The 12,304-nt window shown below is 57.3% G+C and carries 6 protein-coding genes; 3 read left to right on the top strand and 3 right to left on the bottom strand.

Annotation, left to right across the window (positions count from 1 at the left end; all coding sequences use genetic code 11):
- Positions 1-250: 250 nt before the first annotated feature.
- Positions 251-823, top strand: coding sequence for a hypothetical protein (locus HMPREF0733_RS00480; protein ID WP_244864755.1), 573 nt, complete (start codon positions 251-253; stop codon positions 821-823).
- 107 nt (positions 824-930) lie between these two features.
- Here HMPREF0733_RS00480 and HMPREF0733_RS00475 read toward each other — a convergent pair whose 3' ends face one another.
- From HMPREF0733_RS00475 to HMPREF0733_RS00465, 3 genes are all read right to left on the bottom strand, one after another.
- On the bottom strand, positions 931-1,593 hold the full coding sequence (locus HMPREF0733_RS00475) for a G protein-coupled receptor family protein (protein WP_013397451.1): 663 nt from the start codon (positions 1,591-1,593) through the stop codon (positions 931-933).
- 225 nt (positions 1,594-1,818) lie between these two features.
- A complete protein-coding gene (locus HMPREF0733_RS00470) occupies positions 1,819-3,162 on the bottom strand; it encodes a threonine/serine exporter family protein (protein ID WP_013397450.1) in 1,344 nt (447 codons plus the stop codon).
- 221 nt (positions 3,163-3,383) lie between these two features.
- Entirely contained in the window at positions 3,384-4,076 is a 693-nt protein-coding gene (locus tag HMPREF0733_RS00465) for an exonuclease domain-containing protein (RefSeq protein ID WP_013397449.1), read from the bottom strand.
- A gap of 106 nt (positions 4,077-4,182) precedes the next feature.
- On the opposite strand from HMPREF0733_RS00465, the gene HMPREF0733_RS00460 reads away from it, so the two are divergent.
- Positions 4,183-7,701 carry an ATP-dependent helicase gene (locus HMPREF0733_RS00460; protein ID WP_013397448.1) on the top strand — a complete coding sequence of 1,173 codons (3,519 nt, stop codon included), beginning with the start codon at positions 4,183-4,185 and terminating at the stop codon, positions 7,699-7,701.
- Positions 7,702-7,904: 203 nt separating this feature from the next.
- Positions 7,905-12,239, top strand: a complete 4,335-nt coding sequence (locus HMPREF0733_RS00455) for an ATP-dependent DNA helicase (protein ID WP_115333557.1) — start codon at positions 7,905-7,907, stop codon at positions 12,237-12,239.
- Positions 12,240-12,304 lie beyond the last annotated feature (65 nt).

The raw sequence follows: 12,304 nt of genomic DNA, 5'->3' as shown, positions 1-12,304 counted from the left end.
GCTATGTTCTATTCACCTTATTTTCTCGCTGGCACAATCTTGGGTGGAGTCTAAAAAACATCCGTACCGCGTACGGCGCTTTCATGGAGCTAACTATATTCTCTATATTTTAGTTATTGGATATCTGTATTTTGCTCCACTCATATTTTCAGGAGAATATGATGGGTCGCATACCATTAAGATAACAATCTTTGCATATGGTGGACCCATCCTGATATTAGGTTTATTTTTCCTCGTTGCTCAGCATGATATGAGTTATATCGATATAACCTCTGAAGGGTTCCTGACTCAGACCGTCTTCGGGAAAGAAAAATTTACTCCCTTTGCAGCTATTGACGGGTATATATACAGTCCCAAAAGGAAACGTCAAACCTTAGATGGGCAGCACTGGAAAATTACTCAAGACCTTAGCGATGATCTTTATCTGATAGATCCCTGGGGAAACACAGTTTTCTCGTGTATTCCGGCCAAACCTCAAGAAAGAATCTTTGGCGCCTTGCTCTATGCGCGGGCACGTTCTGGTCGTTGGCCTGACCTTGAGAACCCTGAAGATGAACTTGTGATCATGAAACTAGCAGACTCCAAATATGAAGTAACCGATTTCTTGATGGAATACCCTCAAGTAAATGGATTTATAACGCCCGAACAGACTGCTGTCCCACAACAACCAATGCCGCCACAATACCCGCAGAACGCGTATCCTCAAGAGGGCTATCTGAATTCAGGTCAGCAGCCCTCGAACCAGCAGATGAACCCCTATGGATACCTGCAGCAGCCCCACAACTATCAGCAGAACCAAAACCCACCGCAGGGGAGCGCATAGTAAAACCTGCAAGCCTCAGATAATTTCACCCGGAATATAGCCCGTGACAATAAACGGTGGGAGCAGAAACAGCCAAATAATTTCTGCTCCCACCGTTTACTGCGGAATTACTGAATGTCCTGCGGCATCAACAGGTTCTTACCGACCGGATGCTCATTCCAGAGGGCTCTTTCGGCGATACCGTTTGCTGCTTGAGTTTCGACAATGTGCTGATCGCTACTGTTTCGCGGGTCAGGCCAGCGGGAGTTATACATCCTAAACGCCAAAACCGCGAGCACCCGTTCCCCACGGTATATTTTGGGGCGGAAAGAAACTTGACGGCCGTCAGAGGAGAACAGCGTCAGCATTTTGTTGTTGTACTCGTACCAATAGCTGTAAGCGCTTACCTCGCTGTAATAGATGCGGGTGATCCGGCCGAAAGCATTTCGTTGCTCTACATAGTCGCGCGCTGTCTCAACGTAGATATTTCTATAGTTGAGGTACGCCCAAACGGCTAAGCCATAAAAGATAACAACACACAGGATAAAAGAGCCCAGGATTGAGAGTGATTGTTGGGGCGTTTGCGTTGTGTTTGGATGCAGCACCATATACACGATAAGAGCTGTGAGCAGAGTGCCCACCAGAGCCGAGATGAAGACCGAAATAAGGATCAAGGCTGGATGTCTGACGCGCAAAACACCATCTGGATTTATAGGGAACTTGGCGGCACGGCGTGCATAAAGTTTATCAAAGGCAGTATTCAGAGGGCGCTGGATAATACGGTGTAGCATGACGGTGATCTTTCTCGTTCGGTAATTGGTTGAGAGGAAAATATGCCGTGCAAACGAGCGACACCGGAAGAGCAGTCGCTTGGTTGGTGAGTGTGAGCGGCACAAAACCCCTGAAACAATACAAACGTAGCACACGAGATAGGGCACAGGGTTGCTGACTCGTCACGAAAGCTTACAGAACCGGCCACCTAAACGACGAGCCGTCACGCATTCATTGCAGAAGATCTACCGCATATGTGAGGCGCTATCGAGCTTTTTCATCACCTGAGTATCCTGATCAAAGAGCCAGTTCTTATCGAAAAGAAGGCGCACAAACGCCAGCCCCAGCCCCAGGGCCAAGAAGGTGAGGAGCGACTGCACGAAACCATTGGTAGCCGCGTACATATTCCCGCCCGAAAAATACGACATTGACAGATAAAACGGCACACCCGGAACCATCGTCACTACGGCAGGCACCGACAGGGATATACGCGAATATTTACGCCCGTGCAGCGGCGCCACGATCTCCGCCATAATGCCGACTCCGAACACCGCGACCGTCGCCGCCATATGGGGAGCCCAGCCCGCCTCCACAAGCCAAATCCGTGCCGGATTAGCGATAGCGGCAATAACGCCGCCCCACACGCACGCCACGGGAGATGCAGCAAAGAGCATGGCGAACCCGGCGGCGGCAACTCCCGATGAAATAACCTGCAGTAGGATATATAGCCCCACCGGAATATCCGGGCGAATATTTTGCAGAAGCGGAATCTCGAAGAGCGAGGCAAGAACCCACACCGCAAAAGACCCGCTCACCAAAAGCACCGCCACATAGGTCAGGCGTGAAACACCGGCCAGGAAATCCATGCGGGAAATATCGAGCATGCCGGTCACCATAGGGAAGCCCGGCACCAAGAACAGAATTGAGGAGATGAACCCCACCATATGGTCGCTTCCCACGAGGTTTAGAGCCACCAGAAGCCTAATAATTCCAATATAGGTTCCTGCTCCAAGAAATCCGCACGCCATCCAAATCGCCATATGGCTTGTGCCGCGCTTCATGAGAGTAGAACGCAAAAATTGACCGGCACCAGCGGCAATAAACACGACGAGGCATTCCACCAGACCGCCCCTATTGAGGAAGGCGAACCCGGTACAGGCTATGGCGGAGGCGAGGGAGAGCATCCAGCGTTTGTAGAGATGCGGCATGGAATCGATGCGGGTAATCTCGGCATCAGCCTCAGATGGAGATATGCGATCGGGAAGCTCAGAAATGAACTTACCCAACAGGTCAATTTTGTAGGAATTAATACCCATCGTGCGCTGCTCGGCGACTTCAGTGCGGAAATTACCATCCGCATATGATGAGGTGGCGATCTCTGTGAAGGTCACTTGCGCATGATGTTCCTGTAGCCCCACGGCCTTCGCTAAACGCGCCATTGATGCCTTGATACGGTAGGCACTTGCCCCCGATTTCATGAGGATTCTGCCGAGCTTGAGGACCACCTGCGATTGCGACACGATATATTTGTGCTGTTCGCGAGAGGAACCGAGATAGATACTGTACGTGTTGGTGTCTTGATATTCCATGACAATTCTGAATGCTGATGTGATACATAACCGGCGCGTTGCACTGCACCTTAGGGCGAGAACCCCTACCTCTTTAGCATAGGGGTTAGCGGCGCGCAGGTATAGTGCCGGACGTATTGAAAACCGGCGAGATAACCTTCGCGATACTTAGTCAATAGGGGAGTTAAGCAGCCTCAACAGACTCTGTTCAACGTGACGAAATCAACGAGGCTGATAGAGAATTAGCGGCGTATTGGCCACCGACCGTCGATAACCTCGTTCTCTTTACCCGGCTTAGTGCGCAGCCAGTCCTGGAAATCGCGCGCCTGATCAAGCGACCACTGAACCTGATGCGTGTGGAGGGCAGCGGCATCCGTGGCAATCTCGGGGAAACGCTCAGCGAGCTTAACGAGTAGTCGCTCGGCGGCGAGGGCATCCGCCTTGGATGTGTGGGCGTTCTCTAGAACCACGTCGTGTTCGGCGGTGAGGGTTTCGAGCTTGCGGTTGCCGCGTTTGCGGGGAATAACGTGCTTATGAATCACGTACGGGTCAAGAATGTGCCCGGCGGGCAGCTCGCCGTGGGCGATGTTATAGCGGAGCATCTCATGATGAAGCACCGAAAAATCGTAGGCGGCGTTAAACGCGATAACGGGTATGCCGTCTAGGAAGAGCGAACCGATCGCACCCGCGACCTCCCAGATCACCTGCTGGGCAGGTTGCCCGTGGGAGCGCGCATATTCGGTTGTGATACCGTGCACGGATGCGGCACCTTCGGGAATCTCAATGCCGGGGTTAGCCAGCCACTCGCCAGCTCGCTGCACGCTCCCATCCGGGTTCAGCAGAAGCAGCGAAGCGGTCACGATGCGGGCGGTGGTCACATCGACACCGGTGGTCTCTAAATCGAAGGTTGCGCGAGGGGCATCTATCCAGCTCATAGCTCAAGCCTAGCGGAGTTCGCGTGTAAATGCCCGATGCTTCGTGACGTTCTCAGGCAGAGGACATATCTGCGTAGCGCCGAGAAACCCCGATAAACTTAAAGCCATGACGGCTACACTCATCCTGGGGGCGCCCGGTACGGGCAAGACTGAGCGCGTGATTACGGCGGCGGTAGATTTTCTGAACGCCGGGGGCGATCCCGCGCGGCTTTTGGTGCTGACCCCTACCCGCGCGGGTGCTACTCGTGTGCGTGATGAGCTGGCGCGGCGTATCGACCGCAGTATGTCTACCGCACCCACTCGCGCGTGGGCGGCGTATGCCTTTGATCTGCTGCGCCGCGCGCATGTGTCGGGACTTTTGCCCGGGGTGGAGTTCGCCCCAAAGCTGCTTTCCGGGCCCGAGCAGGATGTAATGATTGGCGAAATCCTGGCGGGGCACCGCGAAGGCAAAGGCGCGGCGGTGCGCTGGCCCGCCGATTTGCATGAGGCTCTAGGTACTCGTGGTTTCCGCCAGGAGATTCGTGACTTTTTTGACCGTATTGCCGAATATGCGCTGACCGCTGAAGATCTTGAAAACCTGGCGCAAACTCTGGACCGCCCGGCCTGGCATTCGGTGGCGCAGCTCTATACCGAGTACCAGCAGATTCGCCGTCTGCGTGCCCCAAACGCTTACGACCCCGCCGCGTTAATCCATGAAGCGTGCGCCTTCCTGCTGGCAAACCCCGAATATTTGCGGGAGGAACGCGCGCGCTTCGACCTGATCCTGATTGACGATGCGCAGGAACTTAGCCCCTCCGTGTATCGGCTGATGCGCATCCTAGTAGGGCGTGAGCCGGGGCAGGTTCTTGCCACATACACGGGCGATCAGCGCGAGGCAGTGGAGGCTGCATTTGCGCCGTCCGCGCGGGTACTGATGACCTGCTGCACCGAAACCGTGGTGCAGGGGTTCCGTGGTGCGCGCCCCGACCTAGCGGCGACCCTACCCCAGATTTTCCCGGAGCTGCAGCGAGAAGAACTGAAGACTTCGTACTGCATGAATGCGCCCATCACCCAGGCCTGGCGGAATATCGCGCGTCGGCTCCCCGTGATTGCGAATGTACCTACGCCGCGCGAACCGCAGGCCGCACCGAGTAAATATGAGGAATCTGCGCTCCTGCGCCTCAGCGATGATGGTGACCTGCTTGATCCGCGGCACTCTGATGAACTTCCCGAGGGGGTTTTCGGGTACCTTCTGGGTTCACCTCAGGACGAGGCGAACCAGGTAGCACAACTCCTTCTTGAGGACTATCTGTACCGAGGAGCGGCGTATGCGCGTTCGGCGATTATCGTGCGAAGCGGCACCGAAGTTGCGCGGTTCCGGCGTGTCTTGGCGGCATCCGGCATCCCTACCGTGACGGGTGCAGCGTTGGTTCCGGTGCGTGATGAACCCGCTGTACGTCCTTTCCTGGATGCGCTTTCTCTGCTGGTTTATGCCCGTCAGCAAAGCGCCGACTATCTGAAATTGCCGGATCATAACGAATTCGACGGGAGCCTCACGGAGAATATAAGCCCCGAAGCTGTCACGGAGGCGGGCACACGTTCTGCCGATGACGAGGCCGAAAAGCTCGCACGGCAAAGCCTAGCCGATGTTCTCGCCGAAGAAAATCGTACAAACCCCGGCAGCGGCGCTCACAACGCGATTACCCTGCTGACTTCGCGGCTTGGGGGCGCATCCAGCATGGAAGTGCGCCGTCTACGTCAGCAGCTTCGCGCCGCAGAACTGCGCGCGGGCGGGCACCGTTGTAGTGACGACCTTCTGCTGGGCGCGCTCTTGAACCCGCAGGCACTACCGGCGCAAGGCATCGGTGCGGCGGTACGCCGCGTGGCACGTGTACTTGCCGCCGGGCATAAGGCCCTCAGCGAACGCGGCGCCAACGCTGAGACCGTACTCTGGGCGCTGTGGCAGGCAAGCGGACTCGAAAAAAATTGGGTGACCGAAAGCGCGCAGACTGGGCCGGAAGCCGAGCGGGCGCATCGAAATCTTGACGCCATGATAGGGCTTTTTGAGGCGGCTACTCGTTTCGTCGACCAGATGCCCGGTTCCTCCGCTGAGTTGTTCCTTGACTATATCGATGCCCAAGACCTTCCCATGGATACCCTCGCAGCGCGCGGCAAACGCTACGATGCGGTTGAAATCCTCACCCCGGCACTCGCGGCGGGCAGACACTGGCAGACTGTCTACGTTTGCGGGCTGCAGGATGGAACCTGGCCGAATACGACGGTGCGGGGCTCGCTCCTCAAAGCTGGTGAGCTGACCGACATCTGCGATATGGGCGTTGCCGCAGCTCAGCAGGTGCGCATGAGCGACCGCGTGCGGGCGGTGCGGCACGACGAATTACGCATGTTCTCCACGGCAATATCGCGGGCGAACGAAAGGCTCGTTGTTACCGCCGTGAGCTCAACGGAAGACGCACCCAGCGAATTTTTCGATATTCTCGTGCCGGATGCGCGCACCGCCGGCATCACCCACGTGCGCCGCCCCATGACCCTGCGCGCCCTCGTCGCGGAACTGAGGCGGTATGCGCAGGCTCAAGACACAGACCCCACCTTGGCAAATGCTGCGGCAGCACAGCTTAACAGGCTGGCGCAGGCCGGGGTACCGGGGGCAGCCCCGGAACAGTGGTGGGGACTTTTGCCTCTCTCGACCGAGCAGAATGCGTTTACACCGCATCCACACCGCGACGGCTTGTCGACTGACTCTGGTGACCCCGAAAAACTCACAGTTCCGGTATCTCCCTCGCGTATCGAGACGATTCATAAGTCGCCCCTAGACTGGTTCGTATCGGCGGCTCGTGCCGAGGCGCAGACCGACACCTCGCGCTCGCTGGGAACGCTCATTCACGCGATCGCAGAAGAGTACCCGGACGCCGATTATATGACCCTGCGCGGTCAGCTTGAAGAACGCCTGAGTACGCTTGCGCTGCCTGATACTTGGGAGGGGCAGCAGATACGTGAACGTGCAGAGAAAATGGTGGATAAACTCGCGGTGTATATCAATGAGATTATGCCGGGTGATCACCGCGAACTCGTGGGCGTGGAGGGGTCCTTCCGGGTTTTGGTTCCCGGCGATGCCGTGAACGCCCAGATTTCTGGGCGAGTCGATAGGCTGGAGAAAACCGAGGACGGCCGATACGTCATCGTTGATTTGAAGACGGGCAAGACCAAACCCAATAAAAACCAGATCGCCGAACATGCCCAGCTTGCCGCCTATCAGGTAGCGGTAGAGGCGGGCGCCGGGGATGCCATGAGCCGTGATTTCGGCGTTGAGCCTGACGGTCTTGATATTCCTGCCGGGCTTGAGCACCGCGAGGCGGCACCCCAGCGTTTCGAGGTTTTCACACGCAAATCTGGGGGAGCCGCGCTCGTGCAGCTGGGTGACGGCACAGCAGCGTCTTCCCGGAATCGTCCCCAAGAGCAGGATGCGCTCGACCCGGAAACCGGTATCTGGGCGGTTCAGCTGGTTCAGCGTGCGGCGGAGCTGATCGCCGGTGCTGTTATGCAGACGCGGCATCGGCCCGGGGAAACCTGCCGCCTGCCCGAAATTTGCCCTCTATGCCCGCAGGGACGCCAGATCACTCAGGATTAGCCCGACAACGGGGCTTTTGCTTGCTGGTGTGCCGAGCAGGCAACCCCAGCAGAAACGACAGATTCTCACAAAACACCAGTGGTTCCTAGAGGGTGACGTGCGGCCTCTATTCTAAACTGCGTCGGTGGTAAACTGCATCCTGTGGCTATATCACATCTGATACAGCTGACACTATCACCCCGTCAGGAATGGATACGTACCGTATGACTACCTCTGAACCGGATCAGCCGCACAAGCATGACGGCGACCGTGGCGCATCCGGAGTATCCGGGGGAACAGCACACCAACCTGCTCGACTTAGCGCCCGCGAGATCGCGCACGCGCTGGGGCTGAATCCGCCCACCGACGAACAGGTTCGCATTATTGAGTCGCCGCTTGAACCGCGTCTGGTGATCGCTGGCGCGGGCTCGGGAAAGACCGCGACGATGGTCGATCGTGTGGTGTGGCTTGTGGCCAATAAAATCGTGCGCGCCGATGAAGTTCTGGGCGTTACCTTTACCCGCAAGGCCGCAGGAGAGCTGCGCGATCGCATGCGCACTCGCCTAAATATTCTGCGCGAGCGTAACCTGATTGAGCTGAGCGAAGAAGAACTTCTTGCAGGATCTTCCGAGCCCACCGTCTCTACGTACCACTCATACGCGAATAATCTCGTCAAAGAATACGGTCTGCGCCTGGGCGTTGAGCAGGATGCGCAAATGCTTGGCGATGCTCAAGCCTGGCAGCTCGCCGCGCAGATCGTGCAGTACTGGGACGGCGACCTGCCCGCCGCCAGCTCAGCCTTGGGAGTCGCCTCAAAAAGTACGATCGTGCAGAGCCTTTTGCAGCTGTCGGGGGAGTGCGCCGAACATCTGGTAAGCCCGCAGCAGGTTATCGAATTTTGTTCCGCACACCTGGCGGCGTACGAATCACTCAGTTCGCCCGGTCCCAGTGCCAACGCAAAAAAGGTCATAGAGAGACTGAAAGCCAAAATTATTTTGGCGCAGCTTGTGCAGCGGTATGCGCGAGTGAAAGCGCGTATGCAGGTGCTCGATTACGGCGATTTGATCGCGTTGGCGGCGCGGATCGCCCGTGAGGTGCCAGCCGCCGCACAGCTGGAGCGGGAGCGCTATAAGGTTGTGCTTCTTGACGAATTTCAGGATACATCGCACGCCCAACTGCGGCTCTTTGCCGATTTATACGGAGCTGGCGACGGGCATGATGGACGTCCCGGCCAACCTGAGCATCCGGTGATGGCGGTGGGGGACCCGAAACAGTCTATTTATGGGTTCCGCGGCGCCTCGGACGGTCAGCTGTTTAGTTTTTATCAATACTTCCCAACACGCGATGAAACGCCTCTTTATTTGACAGTTGCGTGGCGTAATGACGTCGCTATTTTGGATGCCGCAAACCTGATCGCCGCTAAACTCAAGAACATTCCCGATTGGGTGCGTGCCCCAGCTCCGCCTCACGTGCCCGATCTGCGACCTCGCTCGGTGGTCCTTAATCCCGATGAATCAGGTTACCGCGCTATGCTCGGTTCAGTGCAGTTGGCACGCTACGGGTCTGAGACCGAGGAAGCGCAGGGTATTGCCGAACGTATCGTGCAGGAACGCGCCCGCTACGCCAATACTCCGGAACAGATGCCCACGATGGCGGTGCTCACCCGCACCCGGGCGCAGATGGAACCCATTCGCCAGGCCTGCGAGAGCCTGGGTGTTCCCGTGCAGGTGGTTGGTTTGGGCGGGCTTCTGGAGCGCCCCGAAATTATTGATATGGTCTCGATGCTGCGGGTCTTAGCAGACCCGAACCGTTCAGATGCCCTGATGCGTCTGCTCGCTGGCGCACGTTGGCGGTTGGGCACAGCGGATCTGCTTGCGCTGGGGGATTGGTCGAATTACCTGACGACCACGCGCGAGAAAAATATGGGACGAACCTTTGGCGAGCAGTCCTCTGGGGAGACGAGCGGAGATGTACCATCGAGCCCTCAAACTGATACCGATGCCAATCTGCGTGCCGCCCACGAAGAATTTGAGCGAGTCCGTAAAAACGCTGTAGAAGACCTCGCCGAATACGGTTCGCTTATTGAAGCGATCGAGCATCTTCCCGCAGCAGATGAGGCCGGTAACCCCATTTACCCTGCGGATTACCCCGAATCCCGGCGCCGTCTGAGCGTTGAAGGTTTGCGCCGTCTGCACGCTTTCACCGCCGAGGTTGAGTATCTGCGCCAGTTCACCACCGAGGATATCGGCACCCTGCTCTATGAGATTGAGCGGGTGATGCTCCTGGATATCGAGCTTGCCGCCCGCCCCGGCGGGGACGCCTACGGATCGCGCGCACATCTGGATGCCTTTCATGAGGTCGCCGCAAGTTACGCTGCGAGCTCGCCGCGCATCAATGCGATGCTCTATGCTGGCGCAGACGGAACCGAGGTCGATGAGGACGCCCCCACCGCCCGGCGGTTTGTGCTCTCTGCCAACGGTATTAGCTATCTGCTGGGTTTCCTCTCCTGGCTGGAACAGGCCCAAAACCACGAGCGGGGTCTAACCCCCGCCGAAGAGGAACCCCGGCGAGATGCGGTGCAAATTCTTACGATGCACGCGTCGAAAGGTCTGGAATGGGATCACGTGTATCTGCCACGCATGTGCGATAAATATCCCACACGTCCACACACCTGGCACCGCCTGGAACATGGAAGCCTGCCCTGGCCTCTACGAGGTGACCGCGACTATCTGCCGTCCGCTTTAGAACGGGCTGAAGAGGTGAGCGCCCTAGAGAACTATAAAGAGCTCAATGCGCGTCTTGAAGACGGCGAAGATATGGCGAATGACTATGTGGGCTTTGAGGGACGGAGGCTGGTTTATGTGGCGATGACCCGCGCCCGCTCGCTACTGCACATCAGTAATTGCCGTTGGGTGGGCCCGAACGTAAACCCCTATCAGCCCGAGCCTTATTGGAACGAGCTGGTGCAATTCGCGCAGGGTTATGCTGAGGAACCTTACGAAGGTATTCAGGTGGCACCCTGGCTGTATCCGGGCTATCTGGGCACCGGTTTTTACACCTCTGGGTGGGCGATCGAGCATCGTGACGCCAGCATTGAGGTACTTTTTGGGCGCTGCTTGTGGCTTGAGAATTACAGTATTCCCCGGGGCATACGCCTGGAAAATGGTACGTCTGTACCGGTTATTCCCGCTCCTGATGACCCCGAAGATACGGCGGCTTCTCAGCGCTATACAAGCGCGGTCTATGAGCAGATTGCGCATGCGCTTGTGCACGACGGCGGAAACCCGATCACAAATGCCGAGGTACTGAATCTGCCTGAAGTGCACCGGGTGAAGCAGGCGCTGATGGGCGGCGTGCAGGAGCCCGGCCTGCCCGATCCGCAGGAGTCCAAAGGGGCATACGATGAAAATCTGGAAGGGCTCAAAAAACGTTACGGGCTGGATGTGGTCGAGAATTTCCGCTACGCCCGCGAACCTTTAGCGCAGCTTGCTCAGGGAAAACAAGGCCCTGAGCAGCCGGGGGTGCGACCGCAGATTGTGCACCGTTTCTTGGAACCGGCGGCGTGGGTGAAAGATAACCCGCAGCAGGGCTCCGTGTTGACCGCCGACTGGCCCTTTGACCCCTTTGACGGCGCTCAGGTGATCCGCTGGGCATCCGAGAAAGACCTCGCCGAACGCACCGAGAATCGTGACATTATTGCGGTACCCGGTCAGCGGCGTGCACGGGTGGAGCGTACCGCTCTTAACGTGGCGCGCGGATCGTTAAGCCTTGACGAGCTCGATAAACTTACTAGCCCCACCGAAGCGGAAGCTCAGCAGATTCAGGATTGGGAGCATGAGGTCGATCTGCTTCTTGCCTTGGCACAGCGCGCCGTTACCCCAGCGGTTCCCACGAAACCCGAGCATATGTCGGCATCCACTCTCATTGCTTTGTCGGAGGATAAAGAGACGGTTCTGAGTCGCCTGGTGCGCCCGGTACCGATGCAGCCATCTGCGGCGGCGCGGCAGGGTACACTTTTCCACGCCTGGGTTGAGGAGTACTTCGGGGACGAACCTATGCTCGATATACAGGACGAACTTTATAGCGATGACGATCTTGACGGCAGTTTCGACCTTGATAAACTGCGCGCGACATTTCTTGAGAGTGAATGGGCTTCCCGCACCATATGGCGCGCAGAATACCCGGTGGAAACTCACGTGGCGGGCGTGAACATTCGCGGGCGTATTGATGCAGTCTTCCGCCGCACCGAACAGGTCACTAATGCCGACGGCACCCTCCAGGAGCAGGAACACTGGGATCTCGTGGACTGGAAAACCGGGCGTAAACCCTCCGCACACGCTATGCGGCATAAGCGCATCCAGCTGGCGCTATACCGGCTTGCCTTCGCCAAAATACAGGGGATAGACCCTGAATGTGTGCACGCGGCGTTCTACTATGTGGGCTCCGACCAGACCGTGTGGGACACCGATATTGCCGGTGGTCTGCAGAACGAACAGCAGCTTGAACGCATTATCTCCCGCGCCGGATGGGGTGAAGAACTTCCGGGGCGGCCGCGGTAGCCTGGCCCCTGCATCATAGTAGAGGTAGATAGCGCAACCGGAATATATTCTTAGTCGCAACAGAA

This window comes from Rothia dentocariosa ATCC 17931 (genome assembly GCF_000164695.2).
Taxonomy (GTDB): domain Bacteria; phylum Actinomycetota; class Actinomycetes; order Actinomycetales; family Micrococcaceae; genus Rothia; species Rothia dentocariosa.
Note: the sequence above shows the minus strand (reverse complement) of the source record. Positions and strands in the feature narration are given on the sequence as shown.

Bases quoted from the DNA above. Each gene is read 5' to 3' on its own strand.
- HMPREF0733_RS00470 (WP_013397450.1), bottom strand. From the start codon at position 3,162: ATGGAATATCAAGACACCAACACGTACAGTATCTATCTCGGTTCCTCT.
- HMPREF0733_RS00455 (WP_115333557.1), top strand. From the start codon at position 7,905: ATGACTACCTCTGAACCGGATCAGCCGCACAAGCATGACGGCGACCGT.
- HMPREF0733_RS00465 (WP_013397449.1), bottom strand. From the start codon at position 4,076: ATGAGCTGGATAGATGCCCCTCGCGCAACCTTCGATTTAGAGACCACC.
- HMPREF0733_RS00480 (WP_244864755.1), top strand. From the start codon at position 251: ATGAGTTATATCGATATAACCTCTGAAGGGTTCCTGACTCAGACCGTC.
- HMPREF0733_RS00460 (WP_013397448.1), top strand. From the start codon at position 4,183: ATGACGGCTACACTCATCCTGGGGGCGCCCGGTACGGGCAAGACTGAG.
- HMPREF0733_RS00475 (WP_013397451.1), bottom strand. From the start codon at position 1,593: ATGCTACACCGTATTATCCAGCGCCCTCTGAATACTGCCTTTGATAAA.